The organism is Chryseobacterium oryzae, from assembly GCF_022811665.1.
Classification (GTDB): Bacteria; Bacteroidota; Bacteroidia; order Flavobacteriales; family Weeksellaceae; genus Chryseobacterium; species Chryseobacterium oryzae.
In genome coordinates this window covers 1,947,286-1,970,095 of sequence record NZ_CP094529.1, presented here as the reverse complement: position 1 = coordinate 1,970,095, position 22,810 = coordinate 1,947,286, and the positions used below count along the sequence as shown (strand labels likewise).

Sequence of the window (22,810 nt, the reverse complement as noted above, 5' to 3'; positions counted from 1 at the left end):
GAGAAAATTAAACATACATTTACATTTATAAAAAACTACTATTATCAATTCTAAAATATGGCTTTCCTCACCACACATGGGTGGGAATGAACAAAAATATGTAAAAGAAGCTTTTGATGCTAATTGGGTAGCTCCATTAGGTCCCAATGTAGATGGTTTTGAAAAAGATTTAGAAAGTTACTTCAATATAGAGGTAAAAGTAGCAGCCCTTTCTGCTGGTACAGCTGCATTGCATCTAGCTTTAATAGAATGTGATGTAAAACACGGGGATGAGGTGATTTGCCAGTCGATGACATTTTCAGCTTCCGCCAATCCAATCACTTACTGCGGCGCTACTCCCGTTTTCATTGACTCAGAAAAAAATACTTGGAATATGTGTCCGAAAGCTTTAAAAGAAGCCATAGAAGACCGAATTTCAAAAAGGAAAAAACCAAAAGCAATTATTGTTGTTCATTTATACGGAATGCCTGCTAAAATGGACGAAATACTTGAGATTGCAGAAAAATATGAAATTCCTGTGATTGAAGATGCGGCTGAAGCGTTAGGTTCGAAATATAAAAACAAAGCTTGCGGAACTTTTGGGCGATTCGGTATTTTATCTTTTAACGGCAATAAAATCATTACTACTTCCGGAGGTGGAGCTTTAGTTTGTCATACTCAGGAAGATAAAGATAAAGCTGTTTTTCTTTCAACTCAGGCAAGAGACAATGCACCTCATTATCAGCATTCATTCATTGGGTACAATTATCGTATGAGCAATATTGTTGCAGGTATAGGTCGTGGACAAATGGAAGTTTTAGAGGATAGAGTAGAAGCCCGGAGAAAAATGCATGACTTTTATATTAATCTCTTTAAAAATATTAAAGGGGTAGAAGTATTTACTGAGCCATCAGAAGATTTTTTCTCCAATCATTGGCTTTCTGCAATTACTGTAAATCCTGAAATTATAGGTAAAAATCGTGAAGATTTAAGATTGACCTTCTTAGAGGATGATATAGAATCGAGACCACTGTGGAAGCCAATGCATTTGCAGCCTGTTTTTACTGATGCTCCCTATTATGGAACTAATATAGCAGAACAATTATTTAATAATGGTTTGTGTCTTCCTTCAGGATCTAATCTTTCTGATGAAGACAGACTTCGTATCACAAATGTGATACATTCTTTTTTTGCTGTAGATAAAAAGTAATTAATGGACAACAGTTTTAAACTTATCTTAATTAATCCGCAATTAAGTTATTATCCTTCAAAAAAACAACACGAGGCTGTCTCAAGAGAAGTGTAGACAGCCTCTTTTTTAATTATAATTGAAAAGAAATACTCGTTTTAAGTAAGAATTAAAAATGTAATCCAAAATTGAGTTACTCTCAATAAGAAAGCCAAAACATTTCTGTTTTGGCTTTTTTTATGCTTAAAAAAGAAAGCTATATTTAAAATTTCAAATCTCCGTTTACTTCTCTTACAGCTTTTGCAGCTTCAGCAAACTTTGCTTTTTCTTCTTCTGTTAAGGTAATATCTACGATTTTTTCAACTCCGTTGGCTCCGATAATAGCAGGAACTCCAAGGCAGATATCACTTTCTCCGTATTCTCCGTCTAGCATTAAAGAACAAGGAATCATTTTTTTCTGATCGCAAGCAATTGCCTGAACCATTACAGAAACTGCAGCACCTGGTGCATACCATGCAGATGTTCCCAAAAGTTTTGTAAGCGTAGCTCCACCTACTTTGGTTTCTTCAATTACATAGTTTTGTTTTTCTGTACTAAGGAATTCTGTTACAGGAACACCGTTTCTTGTAGCTTTGCTCAATAAAGGAAGCATTCCCGTATCACTGTGCGCTGCGATTACCATTCCGTCTACATCAGAAATTGGAGCTTCTAGAGCTTCTGCCAATCTATACTTGAATCTTGCAGAATCTAAAGCACCACCCATTCCTATAATTTTATTTTTTGGAAGACCAGATGTTTTGTGCACAAGATAAGCCATAGTATCCATTGGGTTAGAAACTACGATGATAATAACATCAGGAGAGTTTTTTACCAGATTTTCGGTAACATCTTTTACAATTCCTGCGTTAATACCAATAAGTTCTTCTCTGGTCATTCCCGGTTTTCTTGGGATTCCTGAAGTGATTACGGCAACGTGAGAACCTGCTGTTTTGCTGTAATCGCCAGTTGTTCCGGTAATTTTTGTATCAAATCCGTTTAATGATGCTGTCTGCATCAAATCCATTGCTTTTCCTTCAGCAAATCCTTCTTTGATGTCTACTAAAACTACTTCCGAACAGAAGTTTTTCATAGCGATGTATTCTGCACAACTTGCTCCTACTGCGCCTGCACCTACTACAGTTACTTTCATAATATTTTTTATTTATTGTTTTTAATGGTATTATGGAACTTTACAGTTTCATAATGTGTACTTTTTAATTATTTATTATTTTGAATTATTGTAATCTTGAATTTCCCAAATGTACAAATTCCCGAAAAATTGAGCAATATTTCGGGAATTTTAATTATATTTTAATAGATTTAAGAAATTCCTAACAAAAACTGATAAATTTTTCGGGCTCCGGATAAAACCTGGTCGTAATTGGGTTCTTCAATATAACTGTCGATAACATCTTTAAAGTTTTTCCACATTAGTCCGGTATTTTCCTGATAACATCCAAAAAAATTGAATTTTAATTCTTCAAATCCTTCTGTTTTGAAAAGTTGCTTAGCAATTACATTTCCGCCTAAAGTAGAGCCTTCAATTACATATAAAGCCCCCAATGCTTCAAGTTCATTTTCAATATCGAAAGAATAAGGCTGATCGTTACTTAAATGAAGAGATTGGAAATCTTTTTCGATAAGGGGTAATTTTTTTCTGTCTACAAGATGAAGTTTTTCACCATATTTATCCTCAAGAAGCCTAAATATTTTATCTTCAGCGTAAAAAAGCATTAAATAATTGTTGTAAATTATTTTTTTGTAATCTTCTAATGTAAATGTTTTACTGAATATCTTTTGAGAGTTGAAAAGCAATTCTGCTGCATCGTGATATTCTGCTGTTTTTTGTTTAAGATAATCAGAAAGCATTGTTGAGTTCTTTTGTTATTGTGGAAGGTTTTTGAAAGGTAAGAATAAAACAGGTTCCGTTTTTATCACTTTCATAATCGATATTTCCTCCAAGTCTGCTCATTATTCTGTGTACGATAGATAAACCGACACCATTTCCTTTAAATTGCTTGGCATTATCCATCCTGTTGAATATTTTGAACATTTTATGTTTATTTTCTTCGGGGATCCCAATGCCGTTATCTTTAATTCGGTAGATAATTTTATTACCTTCCTCACTACCTTCAATTTCTACAACCGGTTTTTCCTGGTTAGAAGAATATTTTATAGCATTATTAATAATATTTAAAAATACCTGATGCAGCATTGTTTTATCTGCCAAAACTTCGGGACATTCTTTTATGACAACCAAACTTTTTGGGCTGTCAAATGTAATTTTAGCATTTTCAGTAATCTTTTGGATGGTAGCATTGGTTTCAATGGTTTCCAGCTTAATTTCGCTGTGTTTTGCACGGCTTAGCTGGAGTACATTCTGCATCATTTCTGCCATGCTGTCGATTTCATCAATAATAGAATTGATTTTACTTCGATCTGCAGTTTCAGAAAGAGATTTAAGCAGCATTTGAGCATTTAATTTCATTACCGTAAGCGGTGTTCCCAAATCGTGAGAAATGGTGTAAGAAAAACTGTCGAGCTCTTCGTTAACTCTTTTAAGCTGATCGTTCAGTTTTTTGATGGTAATGTATTGCTTGTGAGATGTTTCTAGGATGAGGTCTTTAATGAGATTAACAGCAATTACGTTTTTGGAACTCCATCTTTTAGAATTTCCTTTAATATTTTCTAAGAATATTTCAAAAGATTTTCTTGGGGAAACGGTGTGCTTTTCTACGCCATTCTGCATAGAAATATTAATCTCTTTTTCCGGATTTCCTGCCCAACTGATATGCTCATCAAACTCTTTTCTGAACCAAATTAGTATTTCTCGTTTGCTTTTTTCCACGAAATAAATAATAATTCCTGCAGTATCAGGATTAAGACCAAGTTTTTGTCCGTGGTTTTTCAGGAAACTGCTGCTTGCAAAAATATTATCAGAAACATTTTTGTAAGCCCAGTTGATGATTTCTTTTACCTTTTCTTTGTTTGGGGTAATTCCCTCCAAAACGATGTCCTGATCGGAAATAATTGCAAGTCCGTCTGCATTAGGAATTATTCTCAATTCCTTTTTATTGGCATCCAGTGCATCGAAAAGATTTTCAGATTTCAGAAATTCAGATTTCAGAAAACTCAGTTTTTCATTAAGATCGAGCCTGTATTCCAGCTCTTTTTTCGATTTAAATGAAGAGTAAGCGTTAGATGCCAATACCGTGAAAATACCAGATTGTACTCTGTCTTCAAGATCAATATGTTTTGCTGTTCTGTTTTGGCAGGTAACCAATCCCCAAAGTTTATCATCAATAATTATTGATATACTAAAGCTGGATGCTGCACCCGAATTTTTTATGTATTGCCCGTGGATAGGAGACATGGCTCTTGTTACGGCAAAAGTGAGATCAATATTTTTTTCGGTAAGACTCAAAATTTTAACAGGTTGAGAATACACATCAGAAAAAATTCTTTTTCTCTTTTTCAGATATAATTCTCTAGCTTGTTTAGGAATATCGTGTTCTGGATAATGCAATCCCAAATAACTTTCGAGATTGTCATTGTTTTTCTCAGCAACTACTTTGCCCGAACCATCTTCCATAAACTGATAAACCATCATTCTGTCATAATCTATAATGGTAGAAATGATGTTGAGAAGCTGTTTCCAGATTTCCTGTTCATTATCTATGATGTAGAAATTATCATATTTACTGGTAATTTTTTTCAGGGTATTTTCTACAACCGCTTCAAATTCTAAAAATGCAAACTGATTAGACAAGAAAACAGAAAAATGATACAGTTTACCCTGAATAACAATTTTATCAAAATAAGTTTCGTTTTCTCGTCTTGAAAGAAATTCTGCATTCTCGAAAATATCAGAATCTAAAACTGTTCTGAAAACTTCAGGGTATTGAGATAGTTTCTTACCCAAAAGAGATGCTGCATTCTCGATATCGAAAATTTCAGCAATATTTTCGCTTAAAAAAGAAATGGTATGAGAAGCTGTGTCTACGCCAATCAGGTAACCAAAACTTTGGATGTAACCCGGGATATGGATGGGTTCATCGTGGCATTCCACAAAATTCATATATATACGTATAAGGAATCAAAGATAAAAAAAATAAAACGCAAAATGATCTTAGTGTGGTATGTGTTGCGAAATGTTTAATAGTATTTAACAAAAATTAAATTAATTATTAACTCATTAACCATTTAATGATTTTTTAATTTTAATATTAGTTTTTTGTTATGATATTTTTTGAGTGATTTAAGTGTTCATTATAATTTTAGGTATCTCTATTACGATAATGCGGTTATTATTGAACTAAGTGGAGGTATTATTTGCCCGAAACAGGATAATAAAGTAATTTAGTCTTACAAAAATATGGATGCAGAACTGCTTCCACAAAAATGATTTTTATGAAGATTTATACAAAAACTGGAGATAAAGGCGAAACAGCATTGTATGGAGGAACGAGAGTTTCCAAAGCAAGTGCAAGAGTAGACAGTTATGGAAATATTGATGAACTGAATTCATTTATCGGAATCGCTAAAAGCCATATCGAAGATGAGCAGATTGTTAAACAGCTTAAGAAAATACAGTTCGATTTGTTTACAGTAGGTTCGGAAGCGGCAACTCCTGTAGATAAATTAATGCTGGCAAATGGAAAATCGAGATTACCAATCATTATTTCAGATAAAGAAATCGAAGAGCTGGAAAAATGGATGGATTCCTTTGATGAAAAATTGCAACCTTTACAGTTTTTTATCCTTCCGGGAGGAGATAAATCTGCAACTTTTCTGCATGCAGCAAGAACAATATGTCGTAGAGCAGAACGTTCGTTGGTTTTTCTGAATGATTCCGAAGAAGTTCGTCCAGAACTTATAAAATACCTTAACCGTCTTTCAGATTATCTTTTTGTATTGGCGAGATATGTTTCTCAAATAAATAACGAACCGGAAGAATACTGGAATCCTAATGAAAGATAAAGCATTATTATTCATTAACGGAGAACCGCCCAAATCTTTTCCCGTACTCAGCGGTTTTGGTCTTATAGCCTGTACAGACGGCGCTTTTCATTATTTGAAACAGTTAAATTTTCCATTAGAAAAACTGGATTTTATTTCCGGCGACTTCGATTCTCATTTTGGATCGGATGACAGTGTTTATGATGATAGATTCATTTTTACGCCAGATCAAAATAAAACCGATTTTCACAAAGCTTTGGAAATTATTTTACAAAAAGGGTATAAGAATATTGATGTTTGGGGAGCGAGTGGAGGAGAGCAGGATCATTTTCTGGGTAATCTTACGGTAGCATTTTCGTTTAAAGAAAAATTGAATATTAAGTTTTATGATGAGTTTTCAGAATACTTTTTTATTCCTAAAAATTTTGTCCTGAAAAATGTAAAAGGTTGTATGATTTCTCTTTATCCGTTCCCCATCGCAGAAAATGTTTTTACAAAAGGTTTGAACTGGAGCCTGAATGGTGAAAGCCTGAATATTACCTCGCGAATAGGAACCAGAAATTTTGCGGTACAGGAAGATGTTTCTGTGGAGTACGAAAAGGGAGATTTGCTAGTATTTGTGGGAAGTCGCTATCTTTAATTCAGACAATAATAATGTTTGTTTTTTGATGAAATTTTAATACAATTTAAAACTAAAAAACCAAACTTTTTTAGCAATTTTGCATTCTTAATTTACTCGTTTAAAAAATGAAGATAAAATACTCGGAACTTATTGATCAGACATTGTATTTTCCTACTGAAGAATTCAATGTTTCTGAGAACAATTTGTTGTTTCACGATATTCCGCTGATGGATGTCGTAGAAAAATTTGGCACTCCTTTAAAAATAAATTATCTGCCGAAAATTTCCCAGAATATTCAAAAAGCAAAAAGCTGGTTTAAAGAAGCTTTTGAAAAGATTGATTATAAGCAAAGTTATAGATATTGCTATTGCACAAAATCTAGCCATTTTAAATTTGTACTTGAAGAAGCTTTAAAAAACGATATTTCTATAGAAACTTCTTCTGCTTACGATATGGATATTGTAAAGTCGCTGTACGAAGAAGGTAAAGTAGACAAAAATATTGAGGTAATTTGTAATGGCTTTAAAACGGATGATTATTTGGTGAAAATTTCAGAAATGATCAACGGAGGTTTCGAAAATATTACTCCTATTCTGGATAATTACCGCGAGTTGGATAAACTTACCGAAAGTATCGATACCACTTTCGACATAGGAATTAGAATTGCTGCCGAAGAAGAACCTAAATTCGAATTTTATACCTCAAGATTAGGAATAGGTTATAAAGATATTATTCCATATTACAGTCAGAAAATTGCCGAGCATCCTAATGCAAGACTGAAAATGCTTCATTTTTTCATTAATACAGGAATAAAAGATACTGCATATTACTGGAACGAACTGTATAAATGTCTTCGCGTATATGCAAGACTTAAAAAAATTGCACCTGAAGTAAATTCATTGAACATTGGAGGTGGTTTCCCGATAAAAACATCCCTTAATTTCGACTACGATTACCAGTATATGGTAGAAGAAATTGCTTCTCAAATTAAAAAATTCTGTGAAGAAGAAGGCGTTGAAGAACCTAATATCTATACTGAATTCGGAAGTTTTACCGTAGGAGAAAGTGGTGCGAATCTGTATAAAATTATTTCTCAGAAACGTCAGAACGACAGAGAAAAATGGAATATGATCGATTCGTCATTTATGACTACTCTTCCAGATACATGGGCAATTTCCAGACATTTTATTATGTTGCCTTTAAACCGTTGGGAAGATTCTTATGAAAGAGTTTTCTTAGGCGGATTAACCTGCGATTCGGATGATTATTATAATTCTGAACAGCATACCAATGCTATTTATCTTCCTGTTTTTAGCGATACAAAGCCTCTGTATATTGGTTTTTTCCATACCGGAGCATATCAGGAAACAATTGGAGGTTATGGTGGCGTTCATCATTGTTTATTGCCACAGCCAAGGCATATTCTTATTCAGAAAGATGAAAACGGAGAATTTCAGTATGAAATTTTCAGAGAAAAACAAGAACCGGAAGAAGTTCTTAAACTTTTGGGTTACAAATAATAAAAAAAAACCGTCCTATAGTAATTGGGACGGTTTTTTTTTTCATTCGCTGCGCTTCACAGGTTCCAGCTTTTCCAGTTCTTCTGGCGTGAATAAACGATAATGAACTTTGAACGTTTTTCCCAAAGGTGTTTCCAGAGAAAATCCGCCTGGTCCCCAACCGTCCAGCACATCCAAAGTGAAATGAGAATACTTCCAATATTCGAACAGGTCGCGGTCTATCCAAAACTCGTGTCCGTTGATGGTGCCTATCATTGCATCATTCATTCTGGGGAAATAGCCACCTTTTTCGAAACATTGCGGTTGCGTCCCTTCACAACAGCCACCAGCCTGGTAGAACATCAGATCGCCGTGTTTTTTTTCCAATTCCCAAACTACCTCCATAGCTTCCGGCGTTACGGAAAGTCTTGATGTTTTATCTTTGGTATCCATATTTTTCTTTTTGATTGATAAAATAATTTTAAGAGTCGCAAATTAAATCAATTTGCCATTTTAGTATATCACTCTAAGGAAAACGCCGTTTAAATTCTCCTTGTTCTTCTATAAAGTTACTAAAAACCCGGCAAAGAATAATTTGCCGGGCTTAAAAATCACAAATAACAATAAGTTAATTTTGTCCGGCAATATCCAGAACAATACGTCCGTCGATTTGTCCTTTTTTCATTTTATCAAATACATCGTTAATGTCTTCCAGTTTTGCAGAAGTTACGGTTGCTTTTACCAATCCTTCGTTGGCAAAATCTAATGCTTCCTGCAAGTCTTTTCTGGTTCCTACGATAGAACCTCTCACGGTAATTCTTTTCAGAACAGTTTCGAAAATAGGTAATTCAAATGATCCCGGTGGCAAACCATTAAGAGCAATGGTTCCTTTTCTTCTCAAAACATCAATCCCTTGTTTAAAAGCGATTGGAGAAACAGCAGTAATTAATGCTCCGTGCATACCGCCCACTTCTTTATGAAGATAAGTTCCCGGATCGGTTTCTTTAGCATTAACCACCAAATCTGCACCTAATTTTTTAGCCAATTCTAATTTATCATCTGCTACATCTATCGCGGCAACGTGCATTCCCATTGCTTTTGCATACTGAACAGCAACGTGTCCCAATCCGCCAATACCGGAAATAGCTACCCATTCGCCCGGTTTGGTTTCAGTTTCTTTCAGACCTTTATATACTGTTACACCAGCACAAAGGATAGGCGCAATTTCCAGAAAGTTTGCATTGCTTTTTAGATGTCCTACATATCTGGAATCTGCAATAACGTATTCTGCAAAACCACCATCTACACTGTAACCTCCGTTTTTCTGAGCTTCACATAATGTTTCCCATCCTGTTATACAATAATCGCAACATCCGCAAGCCGAATACAACCAAGGAACTCCAACAGCATCACCTTCTTTTACCTGAGCTTCCGGTCCGCAAGCCACTACAATTCCTACACCTTCGTGTCCTGGAATTAATGGCATTTTTGGTTTTGCCGGCCAGTCACCGTCTACTGCATGTAAATCGGTGTGACAAACACCACAAGCGATTACTTTTACAAGAACTTCGTATCTGCCGGGAGTTTTTACAGGAACTTCCATAATCTTCAATGGCTGTCCGTAACCTTGTACGACTGCCGCTTTCATTGTTTTTGGGATCATAATTACTATTTATTTAAGGATTAGATTTCTTTAATTAATGATTAGAATTAATTATTTTTGAATGCTCTGTACGTAATTGCGTGAGGGATTGTAAGGGTGGCGAGGAACAAGCCAGTGCGTAGCGTAGCGAAGCACCGAAACGTAGTGGAGCCCTGAAAAGCCCGACCCGCTTGTTTTTGCTTGGGGAAAACCTCATAGGTTTAAAAACCTATGAGGTTTTTTAGTTTTGGAAAACAAAGGGGCACGCCCCTAATATATATAACAAGTGTTTTTTAGAAGAATCCTAATTTGTTTTTGTTGTAAGAAATCAACATGTTTTTAGTCTGACGATAATGGTCTAACATCATTTTGTGATTTTCTCTACCGATTCCTGATTGCTTGTAACCTCCGAAAGGTGCACCTGCAGGGTAAGCGTGATATTGGTTAACCCAAACTCTTCCTGCTTCTACATGACGCGGAATTTGGTATAACTGATGCGCATCTCTTGTCCAAACCCCTGCTCCAAGACCATAAATGGTATCGTTTGCAATTTCTAAAGCTTCTGCTTCGTCTTTGAAAGTGGTAAACGCTACAACCGGACCGAAGATCTCTTCCTGGAAGATTCTCATCTTGTTGTTTCCTTTGAAGATGGTTGGCTTGATGTAAAAACCGTTTTCGAAACCTTCGATGTTATTAGCTTCTCCTCCGGTAAGCACTTCTGCACCTTCTTCTTTACCTAACTTTAAGTAACCTTCAATTTTATCTTTTTGAATTTTTGAAGCCTGAGCTCCCATCATTACTGTTTTATCTAGTGGATTTCCGACTTTGATAGCCTCTGTTCTTTCAACTACTCTTGCAATGAAAGCGTCTGCAATATCTTCCTGAACCAATAATCTTGAAGGACATGTACAGATTTCACCTTGGTTCAAGGCAAAAAGAACAGCTCCTTCGATAGCTTTATCTAAAAATTCGTCGTCTGCATCCATAACAGAATTGAAGAAAATGTTAGGCGATTTTCCACCTAATTCTAAAGTTACAGGAATGATATTTTCTGTAGCATACTGCATCACCATACGTCCTGTTGCTGTAGAACCGGTAAACGCTGCTTTAGCTACTTTTGGATTGGTTACCAAAGGTCTTCCTAATTCGGCACCGAAACCATTTACGATGTTTATAACACCTGCAGGTAGCAAATCACCAATCAATTCCATTAAAACCATAATAGAGATAGGAGTACTTTCTGCCGGTTTCAAAACTACGCAGTTACCAGCAGCAAGAGCCGGAGCCAGTTTCCAAACGGCCATAAGGATTGGGAAATTCCAAGGAATAATCTGTGCGATTACTCCAAGCGGTTCGTGTACGATTAATGATACCGTATCTTTATCTAACTCATTATGAGATCCTTCTTCTGCTCTGATTACCGAAGCAAAATATCTGAAATGGTCAATCGCCAAAGGGATATCTGCAGCTAAAGTTTCTCTTACTGCTTTACCATTATCAATAGTTTCTACAGTTGCAATGTACTCAAGATTTTGCTCCATTCTGTCTGCAATTTTGTTCAGAATGATGCTACGCTCTGTTGGAGAGGTATCTTTCCAAGTTTTGAAAGCTTCTGAAGCTGCATTAACAGCTGCATCCAAATCTTCTTTATTAGAATGTGCTGCTTGAGTGAAAACTTCCCCATTTATCGGTGAAACAACATCAAAATATTGTCCGCCCAATGACGGAACAAATTTTCCTCCGATATAGTTATCATATTTAGATTTAAACTCAGGCCACGCCAAAGTCGATGAATTCTGGGTTTGTTCTGCTGTTGTGCTCATATTATTCACTTTTTTTAATTAATATTCAATTAACATTTATTATTGCTAATCTAGAAGTTAATGTGATAAATGTCATAGGATAATCGTCCAAAAAAATAGGATAATTATCTTTTTAAGACTTTTTAAGATTTTTTAAGGAAATTTATATTCATTCTGTTTTTTAAAAATCATTATATTTGGAAATACGAGATTTTAAAATCTTCTATAATGAACCAAAACAGATTTCAGCTCATCAAACCCAATCTGACACAAGAAAGTAAACTGAATACATTGGTAGAAAACCAAACTAAATTCAGTTTAAATAATTGTGAATTTAGCATTTATGAAACCCACAGGAGTGCGTATAATGTAAAACTGCATTTTGAAGACTTAGCTTTTACAGGAATGTTGAGAGGGAAGAAATGGATGAAACTTGAAAATAAAACCAATTATTTTGAATATCTTCCAGGAGAAAGTGTTTTGGTTGCTCCTGGCGAAACTATGGTGATTGATTTTCCTGAAGCTGATGATGATGCTTCACAGTGTATTTCTCTCACTTTGAATCCCGAATTTGTACAGCAAGCTTTGGATCATCTCAATTTTAATGCTGCAAAGGTGGATGATTCTTCTCAATGGAATATTTCTCTGAATGAATTTTATCTTCTCAACAACAAATCTCTGGCTTCTGCAACCAATAATATTATGAGAATTGCAATGGATGACAATTCTTATAAAGATGTAATCGCAGATTTTGCATTAAAAGAGCTGTTAATAAGACTCATGCAGACTCAGGCAAGAAATCTTGTGGAGAAAAATACTTTGAAAAATAAATCGAGAATAGGTTTTGTAGCAGATTACATCAAGAAAAATCTTCATCTGAAACTATCTGTAGATTCTATAGCAAAAATGGCTTATGTAAGTAAGTCTAACTTTTTTAAAATGTTTAAAGAAGAATTAGGGATCTCACCCAACGAATTTATTGTCCAGGAAAGAATAAAGAGAGCCAAAGAATTATTAAAGCAAAATCATTCGGTAGGAGAAGTGGCTTACAGTACAGGTTTTTCGGATATGAATTATTTTATTCGTGTTTTCAGACAAATGGAAGGAATTACTCCGAAAATTTTTCAGAGTAAAAAGATTTCAAAGGATTAAATATACAAAAAAACCAGCTCGAAAGCTGGTTTTGTTTTTTTAAGGATTAGTAGAAAAGATGGATCCATTAGCAATAAGGGCTCGTCTGTTCATTTTTAGAATATCTCGTACCCATTCTGCAAAATCTTCAGGTTGAAGAACCTTTTCAGGATTTCCATCGGTGAGACCTCCCTGAATAGACATATCCGATGCAATTGTACTAGGTGTTAAAGTGATAACCCGGATGTTTTGCTTTCTCCATTCTGCCATCATAGATTGAGATAATGAGATTACGGCTGCTTTCGATGCTGCATAGGCAGACATATTGGGGCCGCCCTTTAAACCTGCTGTAGAAGATACATTGATAATGTCACCTTCTCCTTTTTCTTTCATAAAAGGATGAACTGTTTTTGACGCGTAATACACTCCAAAAAGATTTGTTTTTATCACTTGCTCCCATGTTTCTACCGGCATATCTTCTATAGATCCAAAATCTCCGATCCCTGCATTGTTAATTAGAATATCTACACTTCCCAATTGTTCGATAAGAGATTCTAATCCTGCTTTCACCTGAATTTCATTATCCATACTGAAAACTGAATAATAAGCATTAACGCCAATCTGTTGCAGTTCGTCTACGGTCATTTTTAGGTTTTCTTCATTTCTGCCGGTAATCCCGATGTTTACTCCTTCATGAGCCAAAATTAAAGCAACTGCTTTGCCTAAACCTCTGCCACCACCAGTAATAATGGCATTTTTACCTTGTATATTCATAATAACTTTTTATTGTGCAAATTTACTAAACATGATTTTTAATTTCAAAAAAATCAGTTTTTTATCCATTTCCAAATTTCTTTCAGAGTAGCTTTATTTCCGTACATCAAGATTCCTACTCGGTAAATTTTTCCTGCTAAGAAAATCATGAAAACTGTTGTTCCTAAAAGTAATGCAATAGAAAGGGCAATTTCCCATGCTGGAACACCAAAAGGAATTCTCGCAATCATTGCAACAGGAGACGTAAACGGAATAATAGACATCCAAAATCCTACAGGTCCATCCGGATTATTTAATATTGAAAAGCTTCCGTACATACCCAAAGTAAGGGGTAAAATAGCAAATAGAGTGAATTGCTGTGTTTCTGTTTCATTATCTACTGCCGAACCGATTGCTGCGTAAACTGAGCTGTAAAAAATATATCCTAAAAGAAAGTACACAATAAAAACGAAGATAATTAGAGGGAAATTCAGCTCCAGTAAACCGTGAGAAATCTGTGTAGCAATTTGAGGAACATCTAACTTGCTCAAAGGTGTATCATTTCCTCCAGGTATGTTGGTTTGAACCGAGTTGAAGCTCGTATTCAATATCAATGCTCCAATTACAGACATAGATATCCAAACGATAAACTGGGTAAGTGCAACCATGGTTACGCCCAAAATTTTACCCATCATCAATTCGAAAGGTTTTACAGAAGATATGATGATTTCTACCACTCGGTTGTTCTTTTCCTCTAAAACGCTTCTCATGACACGAACACCGTAAATAATGATGAACATAAATGTAACATACATCAAAATCATGCTCAGTCCGCTCTTAATTCCATGTGCTAAATCTGAATCTTCTTTGTTGTTTTCGGATACATTGATGGTTTTAAGACTGAAATTTTTATCAAGATCATTTAGTTGGGTCTCTTTTATGCCAAGCTGCTTTATTTTCTCTTTTTTAATAACATTGGTAATATCTGATACGATTCTCTGTTTGGTATCAAAACCTATTTTGGTGTTTACTACCAAACGTGTGTTTTTCTCCAAATCATCGAAATTGTTCGAGGCTAAAGCGGGTAAAATTAAAATTCCGTCAAGATTTTCATTGCTTTTTAAAGTTCTCAGCTTAGATTGCTCTTCAGCGGAAGGGATAAATTCGTACTGTATTTTGTCATCAGATTTCAACTGGTTGTTAAAAATCCCGCTGTTATCTACTACCTGAATCGAAATATGAGATTCGTTGGCTTTAAACATCATCCCAATTACGGCACCAAAAGCAATAATCATTAAGGGAGCCAAAAGCGTAAGTATGATGAAAGATTTTTTCTTAACCTGGGTAAGAAATTCTCTTTTTGTAATTAAAAAAATATTATTCATAAATCAGGAATTAGTGCTTACTGCATTAATAAATACTTCGTTCATACTTGGGATTTTCTCATCAAAAGATCTTACTTTTCCTATATTGATGAGGTCGGATAAAATAAGGTTTTGGTCGTTTTCATTTTTCAGATCGAAAGAAACCAAATTGTTTTCGTTGGTGATGTTGAAAATTCCGTACTTTTCTTTGAATTGAAGAAATAAATCCTCTTGTAAATCGGATAAAGTAACACCAAATATATTTTTCTTGAATTTTTCTCGAACGTCAAAAACTTTACCGTCGATTATTTTTTTAGAATTATTTATTAAAGCTACATAATCACACATTTCTTCTACACTTTCCATTCTGTGGGTAGACAGAATAATTGTGGTTCCGTTATTTTTGAGTTCAATAATTTGGTCTTTGATGAGGTTCGCATTTACAGGATCGAAACCCGAAAAAGGTTCATCCAGAATTAGAAGATGCGGGCGGTGAAGCACTGTAACCACAAACTGTATTTTCTGAGCCATTCCTTTAGAAAGTTCAGAAAGTTTTTTCTTCCACCATTGGTCAATATGTAGCTTGTCGAACCATTTTTTAGCTTCGTTTAAGGCATCATTTTTCTTCATGCCTTTCAGTTCTCCAAAGTAAAGAAGCTGGTCTCCAACCGTCATATTTTTATACAAACCCCTTTCTTCAGGCATGTATCCGATATCTTTAATATGATTAGGATTGAGTTTTTCACCGTTAATAAAAATTTCACCTGAATCTGCCTGCGTAATTTGGTTGATGATTCTAATGAAAGATGTTTTTCCTGCACCATTAGGACCGAGAAGTCCATAGATGCTACCTTTGGGAACGTTTATGCTAAAATCTTGTAATGCCGTTTTCTTTCCTGCATTGTAGGTTTTAGTGATGTGTTCTGCTTTTAGCATGAAATTGTTTTTTTACAATTAGTTTAAAAATTATGCGAAAGTTACGCAATAAGTATATGAAAGAAAATAGAGAAAACGTAAAATGCTTTATTTCAATAATTTAATTTTAAAATTGTTTTAAATTATTAAAGCTGAAAGGGTTCAAATAAAAAATCCTGATGATTATCAGGATTATGTTGTTATTGCTTAACTATTTGAGTAACTTTTTGTGTATTATCACTCAAAATATATCGAATTAGGTATTTTCCGGGTTTTAACCTTTGGATATTAATTTCTACACTGTTGCTGTTAATTACGTAATTTGCAACTTGTGTACCCAAAATAGAATAGAAACTTACAGTCTTTATTTTAAGCCCGGAATCCTTTGCTTTTACCATCAGGAAATCTTTCGCCGGATTAGGATAAGCTGTAAGAACACCGTCATCGGATTTTTGAGAAAATGACGCAGGCTCTTTAATTTGTCCTTTAATTCCGCTGGAAAACCCTGTAAAGGAGAAAATAAATATAATTAAGAGTAAAAATTTCTTCATCAATAAACTGTTTGTATAAAAATTACTAACAAAAATAATATATTCTATGATATAATGCAATAGTTTTTTGCACAACTTATTTTAAATTTGCAATAAATTATTCAAAAATTATTCCAAAAATGATATATTCTAGAAATAGAAGGCTCCGAGTAAGCGAGTCGATGAGAGGTTTGGTAAGAGAGTGCAGTCTTTCTGTTAACGATTTTGTGATGCCTATTTTTGTGATGGAAGGCGAAAATAAAGAAGAACCAATTTCTTCTATGCCGGGAATTTTCAGAAGGAGCATAGATCTTACGGTGAAAGAATGCAAAGAGCTTTTTTCTTTAGGGGTAAAGGCGGTAAATTTATATATGAAAGTTTCGGATAACCTTAAGGACAATACAGGAAAAGAAGCTTGGAATAAAAACGGACTCATGCAGAATACCATTAAAGCTATTAAAGATGCAGTTCCGGAAATGGTTATTATGCCCGATGTTGCTTTGGATCCTTATTCTATTTATGGTCATGACGGTATTATAGAAAATGGTAAAATTGTAAATGATGCCACCAATGAAGCTTTGGCAAGAATGTCTGTTTCTCATGCGGAAGCGGGTGCAGATATTGTAGCTCCGAGTGATATGATGGATGGAAGAGTTCTTGCGATACGTGAGGCTCTTGAAGAAAGTGGTTTTCAGGATGTAGGAATATTAAGTTATGCCGCAAAATATGCAAGTTCATTTTATGGCCCTTTCAGAAGTGCTTTAGACAGTGCTCCAAAAGATAATATGGAAATTCCGAAAGATAAAAAAACGTATCAAATGGATTTTCATAATTCCCGGGAGGCACTTAACGAAACTTTTAAAGATATTGAAGAAGGAGCAGATATTATCATGATTAAACCAGGTCTTCCGTATTTGGATATTGTTTCTAAAGTTCGTGAAGCAATAGATTTGCCTGTTGCAGTTTATAATGTAAGCGGAGAATATGCAATGCTGAAAGCTGCAGCTCAAAATGGATGGCTGGATAATGATAAGGCAATTATTGAAAGTTTAACGTGCTTCAAAAGAGCAGGAGCAGATATGATTTTTACGTATGCAGCCAAAGAAGCCGCTATGATTCTGAATAAGTAAGATGAAATAATTTAAGAATCTAAAAAAAACAAAAATATCAATGCAGAATCGCATTGATATTTTTGTTTATAGGTAGGGTGAATTTAATTTCTCCAGTCTTCATCAATATCACAAATCGGGATAGGCATCATTTTGTGTTTTGCAGCTTTGTGCATTCTGTCGAAAATAAGGAAAACTTCTTTGTCGCGTCCTTCGTAATCTTCGGCAGTTTTAGTTCCGTATTCTTTCTGTATCTTTTCAAGTTCTGGGTATGTAGCACCAATTTGGTCTTCGTCTGTTCTTTCCGCATCCCATAATCCGTCTGTTGGGATAGCATTTTGAATACTTTCAATAAGATTTAAAGCTCTAGCCAATTCATAGACTTCAGTTTTATAAAGATCTGCGATAGGGGAAACATCTACACCTCCATCACCATATTTAGTGTAAAAACCGATGCCGAAATCTTCAACTTTATTCCCGGTTCCACAAACCAAAAGCTGGTGAAGCTGTCCGAAATAATATAGCGTAACCATTCTGAAGCGCGATCTTGTGTTGGCTAAAGCAAGATTGTTGCTCCATCTGCCTTCAACATGATTTTCTACGATATCTTCAAATGTTTCGAAAACCGGAGTAAGGTTGATGGTTTCTCCCTGAACGTTAGGGAATCTTTTTTTCAGATCTTCAATATGCTCTTTTGCTCGGTTCACCTGATCTTCTTTTTGGCGGATAGGCATTTCCAGAAGAAGAACTTCAAGCCCTGTCATTGCACAAAGTGTAGATACAACACCAGAATCTACACCTCCTGAAACGCCGAGAACATATCCTTTTACATTCGCTTTTTCAGCATAATCTTTCAACCATTTTACAATATGGTCTATTACTTTTTGTGTTTGCATTGATTGTTTATTATTTTTTTTGATATTTTTATTTCACACCAAACGAATATTTTTTCTTTTTAATTAAATTCGGTGGTAACCTTAAAATGCTAGTTTGGTTGAGGAATGGTTTCCTTTGTTTTTTTTCCTTTAATTCAGTAAATATAATTCTTTGAGTACAAAAAAAACTTTTCCCACAAGATTTTATATTTATATCCTTATTTTTGTAAACCTAAATTTCATGTAAAAATAATGAAGATTTTTAAAATTGCTATTATATCTGCGGCATTAGTATTTAGTTTGAATTCCTGTAAAAAGGAAGAGGAAGCACAATGGAAAGTAGAGATCAAAAATCCTGCTGAAAAAGTGCAGATTACGGATCTTTCTAAAATGTTTTATGATCCTAATATTCCGCTGGAGAAATTTAAAGCTCAGTTTCCTTGGTTTCAGGGTACCGTTTCGGATGCGGATTTTGCTAAAAATAAAGTGAATGCTGATGAAATTAAGATCTATAAAGAAGCTGCTTCTAAAATAGATCAGGCAAAATTAGAAAAAGATCTTCAGGATTTATTTTCGCATATTAAATACTATTTTCCGGATTTTAAAAATCCCAAAGTATTTTTGTTTTCATCAAGCTTACAGATGATTCAGAATCCTATTCTGTATGATGAGAAAACCAATTTTCTGTTTATTGATATTTCCGGATTTATGGGGTATAAAAATCCTAATTATAAAGGCTTGGAAGAGTATTTTCAAAAATCAATGAACCCCAACAATATTATTCCAAAAGTTTCTAAGGTTTTTATTGAGAAAATTGTTCCTTTCTCTCCGGATCATCAGAAATTTGTAGATTTATTGGTTTATAACGGGAAAATGATGATTCTTCAGGATGCTTTTCTTCCCGATTTGCCGAATTACCTTAAAATGGATTACGATCAAAAGCAATACAATTGGGCTGTAACCAATGAAGCTAATATTTACAATTATTTTGTAGAGAATAATCTAATTTTTGGTGACGATCATCGTTTGGTAGACCGTTTCATCAATCCGGGACCTTTTTCGAAATTTTATACAGAAATAGATAATGAATCTTCTCCAATGGTGGGAGTGTACACCGGTTGGCAAATATGTAAAGAATTCCTAAAAAAAAATCCGGAGATAAAACTTACCGATTTTTTGAAAATGGATGCAACAGATATATTCAACAAAGCAGGCTACAAGCCGAAATTAGATAAATAAATTTAAAGCTGAAAGCAGTTTTTAATATCAAAATAATAAATTCAGAATAATAAAATAATGAGAAAAACTCAGATAACGATAGATGTAGAGCTGGACGAAAATCACATTCCGGAAAACATCACTTGGAATGCACAGGACGGAGGCGTTGAAAAGGAAGAAACAAAAGCAACGATGATCTCCGTGTGGGACGACAAAACAATGGAAGCTCTAAGAATTGATTTATGGACAAAAGATATGCCTGTAGACCAAATGAAAATGTTTATTCATCAGATTTTGGTATCCCTAGGAAATACTTACCAGAGAGCAACCGGTGAAGATGATGTTGCAGAATGGATTGAGCAGATTGCAGAAGAATTTGCCATAAAATCAGCAATAAAAATGTAGATATTTGCATTTAGTTCTAGTAAACCATAATTGCTAAAAAGTATAATTGTTTGGTTATCAATATTTTTTTTATTATTTTTAAATCTAATTTTAAATTTTTTAAAAATGAGAAAACTTTACTTTTTAACAATTATGGCTTTTTTGTGCTCAGGTTTATTAAAGGCACAATTTGGAAGTTGTGCGAATGCTCGTCCTATCACAAACGGATTTACTGAGGCTAATATTACAACAGCCGGAACAGGTACCGCACCAGAATCTTGGGTTACTAACTTCAGTAGCCAATGTCTTACAACAACTGGAGGACAATATTTTGGAAGTGTATTTACTTCTACAGGGGGAGATTATCTCTTTTCTTATACCTCAGGAAATGTTCCGGGCGAATCAGTTTCTATAACAATTCAAACTCATACTCCATATCAAGGAGTTGCAATGTTTACCAATTGTACAGGAACTTCAATAGATGGATGTTTGGCATTCAAGTATAACTCTTCGGCAGGAACAGCGACATTAACAACAGCTAATTTGGCAGCCAATCAGACTATTTACATTGCGGTAGGAATTTGGGCATCACCTAATAATTTGAACTTTTCTGTAACTGATTTTACAGTAACACCTCCTTCTCTATCTGTAAACGAGAGCGATCTTAAATCTTCTACAAATGTATATCCTAACCCTGTTAACGACGTTCTGAATATTTCGAATTTGAAAGAAAAAACAAAGGTATTTATTGTCGACATGAATGGTAAAGTGGTAAAAAGCGAAATTGTTTCTACAGAAGGAAAAATAGATGTTTCTCATTTGGTTTCCGGTGTCTATATGGTAAATATCGGTACAAGAAAAGAAGGAAAGTCTTATAAGATTATTAAAAAATAACAATTTTTATGATAATTTAGAGCGGAAAAGCAGTTGCCTTTCCGCTTTATTTTTGCCTTGAAAAGGTATATTTATTAACTTTGAAGTTTCTTTCAAAAAATATTTAGAAATGAATTTTAATACAAAAGTTATACACGGAGGGCAACACCACGAATCTGCAACAGGATCCGTAAATGTTCCCGTTTTTTTAACATCCACATTTGCGCAAAAATCTCCCGGAGTACATTCCGGATACGAATATTCGAGAGCAGCAAATCCTACAAGACAGGCATTAGAAGACTCTTTGGCAAGCATCGAAAATGGTGCAAGAGGTTTGGCTTTCGGCTCTGGGTTGGCTGCGATAGACTGTGTTTTGAAATTGCTAAATCCGGGCGATGAGGTAATTGCGGTAGACGATTTGTATGGCGGAACTTACAGAATGTTTACCAGACTTTTCGAAAAATATCAGTTAAAATTTACCTTTGTTAATTTTGATGATGCTTCAAAAATAAATGATGTTATTACCGAGAAAACTAAGTTAATCTGGATTGAAACTCCAACCAATCCTCTTATGAAGTTGGTAGATATAAAAGCGGTTGTAGATATTGCCAAAGGAAAAAATATTCTGGTTGCAGTAGATAATACATTTGCAACGCCGTATTTGCAACGTCCAATAGATTTGGGAGCAGATATCGTAATGCATTCAGCTACAAAATATTTAGGAGGACATTCGGATGTTATTGCAGGTGCTTTAGTAGCAAAAGATGAAGAACTAGGGGAGAAACTTCATTTTATTCAGTTTGCCAGTGGTGGTATTTTAGGACCACACGATTCTTATTTGGTATTGAGAGGAATTAAAACATTGGCATTACGGGTTCAGAGACATTCTGAAAACGGAATGGCTGTGGCAAAATATTTAGAATCTCATCCTTCAGTTGCACAGGTTATTTATCCGGGATTAGAATCTCATCCTCAATACGAATTGGCAAAAACTCAGATGAAAGATTTTGGAGGAATGGTTTCTTTCACATTTAAGTCCGGGAAAAAAGAAGATGCCATTAAGTTTTTAGAAAAATTGAAAGTTTTTACTTTGGCAGAATCTTTAGGTGGAGTAGAATCGTTGGCAAATCATCCCGCTTTAATGACTCACGCTTCCATTCCTGCCGAAAAACGTGCAGAATTAGGAATTACAGATGACTTGGTTCGCCTAAGTGTTGGGATTGAAGATGCAGAAGATCTTATTGCAGATTTAGAAAGAGCTTTTTCTTAAAATATATTCAGCATCCGTTTTTAAAGCGGATGTTTTTTTTGGTTTCGTTTGAATAACATTTTTGTTTTGATAACGATTAACTCTTCAACTTAAATTATGAATGATTTTGAAAAATATGTTCAGAGGTATTTAAATTTAATTTCGTCTGACAACTGGATAGAAGAATTTACGGAATGTGGTAAAAAAACTGTGGAAATCTTTTCTGATATTTCCGAAGAGCAATCTCTTTTTGCTTATGATACAGGAAAATGGAATTTAAAGGAACTGCTTTTACATCTTTCGGATACTGAAAGAGTTTTTCAGTACAGAATTCTCGCGATTGCAAGAGGAGATCAAAATGAGCTACCCGGTTTTGATGAAAACAGCTATGCCAACAATTCTTTTGCTAACGAAAGGTCTTTACAAAGTCTAATTGAAGAGTATAAATTGATTAGAAATTCATCTGAAATTCTTTTAAAAAGTGCCCGTTCTTCAGCTTTACAAAATGTGGGAAATGCCAACGGAAACAGAATATCTGCGGAAACAATAGGGAAGCTTATTGTTGGACATAATATTCATCATCTCAATATTATTTCAGAAAGGTATTTACCTCTCTTATAAAATAAAAAAAGAGTCGCTTCATATTGTAAAGCGACTCTGTTTTTTTATTCCAAATCG

At 34.6% G+C, this 22,810-nt stretch carries 22 protein-coding genes; 11 read left to right on the top strand and 11 right to left on the bottom strand.

The window, feature by feature from the left end:
* The first annotated feature begins 43 nt into the window (after nucleotides 1-43).
* A complete protein-coding gene (locus tag MTP08_RS09045; RefSeq protein ID WP_243577744.1) occupies nucleotides 44-1,189 on the top strand; it encodes an aminotransferase class I/II-fold pyridoxal phosphate-dependent enzyme in 1,146 nt (381 codons plus the stop codon).
* A 241-nt stretch (nucleotides 1,190-1,430) separates the two neighbouring features.
* Here MTP08_RS09045 and MTP08_RS09040 read toward each other — a convergent pair whose 3' ends face one another.
* The 3 genes from MTP08_RS09040 to MTP08_RS09030 all read right to left on the bottom strand — a co-directional run bounded on the left by MTP08_RS09040 (nucleotide 1,431) and on the right by MTP08_RS09030 (nucleotide 5,285).
* Nucleotides 1,431-2,357, bottom strand: coding sequence for a malate dehydrogenase (locus tag MTP08_RS09040; RefSeq protein ID WP_209389311.1), 927 nt, complete (start codon nucleotides 2,355-2,357; stop codon nucleotides 1,431-1,433).
* Between the two features lie 170 nt (nucleotides 2,358-2,527).
* Nucleotides 2,528-3,076 carry a biliverdin-producing heme oxygenase gene (locus MTP08_RS09035; protein WP_243575717.1) on the bottom strand — a complete coding sequence of 183 codons (549 nt, stop codon included), beginning with the start codon at nucleotides 3,074-3,076 and terminating at the stop codon, nucleotides 2,528-2,530.
* Nucleotides 3,066-5,285, bottom strand: a complete 2,220-nt coding sequence (locus MTP08_RS09030) for an ATP-binding protein (protein WP_243575716.1) — start codon at nucleotides 5,283-5,285, stop codon at nucleotides 3,066-3,068. The genes MTP08_RS09035 and MTP08_RS09030 overlap by 11 nt, the downstream gene beginning before the upstream one ends.
* 332 nt (nucleotides 5,286-5,617) lie before the next feature.
* Here MTP08_RS09030 and MTP08_RS09025 point away from each other — a divergent pair, with 332 nt between their 5' ends.
* From MTP08_RS09025 to MTP08_RS09015, 3 genes are all read left to right on the top strand, one after another.
* Complete coding sequence (locus MTP08_RS09025; RefSeq protein ID WP_243575715.1) at nucleotides 5,618-6,187, top strand: cob(I)yrinic acid a,c-diamide adenosyltransferase; 570 nt, start codon at nucleotides 5,618-5,620, stop codon at nucleotides 6,185-6,187.
* Nucleotides 6,177-6,806, top strand: a complete 630-nt coding sequence (locus MTP08_RS09020; RefSeq protein WP_243575713.1) for a thiamine diphosphokinase — start codon at nucleotides 6,177-6,179, stop codon at nucleotides 6,804-6,806. Before MTP08_RS09025 ends, MTP08_RS09020 begins: the two co-directional genes overlap by 11 nt.
* 107 nt (nucleotides 6,807-6,913) lie before the next feature.
* Nucleotides 6,914-8,308 (top strand): type III PLP-dependent enzyme domain-containing protein, encoded by a 1,395-nt coding sequence (locus MTP08_RS09015; protein WP_243575712.1) that lies wholly within the window; start codon nucleotides 6,914-6,916, stop codon nucleotides 8,306-8,308.
* Between the two features lie 42 nt (nucleotides 8,309-8,350).
* Here MTP08_RS09015 and MTP08_RS09010 read toward each other — a convergent pair whose 3' ends face one another.
* The 3 genes from MTP08_RS09010 to MTP08_RS09000 form a co-directional block, all read right to left on the bottom strand.
* On the bottom strand, nucleotides 8,351-8,740 hold the full coding sequence (locus tag MTP08_RS09010) for a DUF779 domain-containing protein (RefSeq protein ID WP_209389313.1): 390 nt from the start codon (nucleotides 8,738-8,740) through the stop codon (nucleotides 8,351-8,353).
* Nucleotides 8,741-8,915: 175 nt separating this feature from the next.
* Entirely contained in the window at nucleotides 8,916-9,950 is a 1,035-nt protein-coding gene (gene adhP, locus MTP08_RS09005) for an alcohol dehydrogenase AdhP (RefSeq protein WP_209389305.1), read from the bottom strand.
* Between the two features lie 272 nt (nucleotides 9,951-10,222).
* Entirely contained in the window at nucleotides 10,223-11,752 is a 1,530-nt protein-coding gene (locus MTP08_RS09000) for an aldehyde dehydrogenase family protein (protein WP_243575710.1), read from the bottom strand.
* Between the two features lie 207 nt (nucleotides 11,753-11,959).
* On the opposite strand from MTP08_RS09000, the gene MTP08_RS08995 reads away from it, so the two are divergent.
* Nucleotides 11,960-12,883 carry a helix-turn-helix domain-containing protein gene (locus tag MTP08_RS08995; protein WP_243575709.1) on the top strand — a complete coding sequence of 308 codons (924 nt, stop codon included), beginning with the start codon at nucleotides 11,960-11,962 and terminating at the stop codon, nucleotides 12,881-12,883.
* Between the two features lie 39 nt (nucleotides 12,884-12,922).
* On the opposite strand, the gene MTP08_RS08990 is transcribed toward MTP08_RS08995, so the two are convergent.
* From MTP08_RS08990 to MTP08_RS08975, 4 genes are all read right to left on the bottom strand, one after another.
* Nucleotides 12,923-13,636: a 3-ketoacyl-ACP reductase gene (locus tag MTP08_RS08990; RefSeq protein ID WP_209389302.1), complete on the bottom strand. Its 714-nt coding sequence runs from the start codon at nucleotides 13,634-13,636 to the stop codon at nucleotides 12,923-12,925.
* Between the two features lie 53 nt (nucleotides 13,637-13,689).
* The gene (locus tag MTP08_RS08985; RefSeq protein ID WP_243575708.1) at nucleotides 13,690-15,000 is read right to left on the bottom strand and encodes an ABC transporter permease; all 1,311 of its coding nucleotides are present in this window, start codon (nucleotides 14,998-15,000) and stop codon (nucleotides 13,690-13,692) included.
* Between the two features lie 3 nt (nucleotides 15,001-15,003).
* Nucleotides 15,004-15,915, bottom strand: coding sequence for an ABC transporter ATP-binding protein (locus tag MTP08_RS08980; RefSeq protein ID WP_243575706.1), 912 nt, complete (start codon nucleotides 15,913-15,915; stop codon nucleotides 15,004-15,006).
* 179 nt (nucleotides 15,916-16,094) lie between these two features.
* Nucleotides 16,095-16,445 carry a T9SS type A sorting domain-containing protein gene (locus MTP08_RS08975; protein WP_243575705.1) on the bottom strand — a complete coding sequence of 117 codons (351 nt, stop codon included), beginning with the start codon at nucleotides 16,443-16,445 and terminating at the stop codon, nucleotides 16,095-16,097.
* Nucleotides 16,446-16,564: 119 nt separating this feature from the next.
* Here MTP08_RS08975 and hemB point away from each other — a divergent pair, with 119 nt between their 5' ends.
* Complete coding sequence (gene hemB, locus MTP08_RS08970; RefSeq protein WP_209389298.1) at nucleotides 16,565-17,554, top strand: porphobilinogen synthase; 990 nt, start codon at nucleotides 16,565-16,567, stop codon at nucleotides 17,552-17,554.
* Nucleotides 17,555-17,637: 83 nt separating this feature from the next.
* Here the strand turns inward: hemB and nadE are convergent, their stop codons facing one another.
* Nucleotides 17,638-18,429 (bottom strand): NAD(+) synthase, encoded by a 792-nt coding sequence (gene nadE, locus MTP08_RS08965; RefSeq protein WP_209389297.1) that lies wholly within the window; start codon nucleotides 18,427-18,429, stop codon nucleotides 17,638-17,640.
* Between the two features lie 231 nt (nucleotides 18,430-18,660).
* Between nadE and gldB the strand changes: the two genes are divergently transcribed.
* The 5 genes from gldB to MTP08_RS08940 all read left to right on the top strand — a co-directional run bounded on the left by gldB (nucleotide 18,661) and on the right by MTP08_RS08940 (nucleotide 22,753).
* Nucleotides 18,661-19,647 carry a gliding motility lipoprotein GldB gene (gldB, locus tag MTP08_RS08960; RefSeq protein WP_209389296.1) on the top strand — a complete coding sequence of 329 codons (987 nt, stop codon included), beginning with the start codon at nucleotides 18,661-18,663 and terminating at the stop codon, nucleotides 19,645-19,647.
* Nucleotides 19,648-19,704: 57 nt separating this feature from the next.
* The gene (gene gldC, locus MTP08_RS08955; protein WP_209389295.1) at nucleotides 19,705-20,031 is read left to right on the top strand and encodes a gliding motility protein GldC; all 327 of its coding nucleotides are present in this window, start codon (nucleotides 19,705-19,707) and stop codon (nucleotides 20,029-20,031) included.
* Nucleotides 20,032-20,136: 105 nt separating this feature from the next.
* Nucleotides 20,137-20,904 (top strand): T9SS type A sorting domain-containing protein, encoded by a 768-nt coding sequence (locus MTP08_RS08950; RefSeq protein WP_243575703.1) that lies wholly within the window; start codon nucleotides 20,137-20,139, stop codon nucleotides 20,902-20,904.
* A gap of 109 nt (nucleotides 20,905-21,013) precedes the next feature.
* The gene (locus MTP08_RS08945) at nucleotides 21,014-22,153 is read left to right on the top strand and encodes a cystathionine gamma-synthase (protein ID WP_243575701.1); all 1,140 of its coding nucleotides are present in this window, start codon (nucleotides 21,014-21,016) and stop codon (nucleotides 22,151-22,153) included.
* A gap of 96 nt (nucleotides 22,154-22,249) precedes the next feature.
* Nucleotides 22,250-22,753: a DinB family protein gene (locus MTP08_RS08940; protein WP_243575699.1), complete on the top strand. Its 504-nt coding sequence runs from the start codon at nucleotides 22,250-22,252 to the stop codon at nucleotides 22,751-22,753.
* Nucleotides 22,754-22,810: the final 57 nt, after the last annotated feature.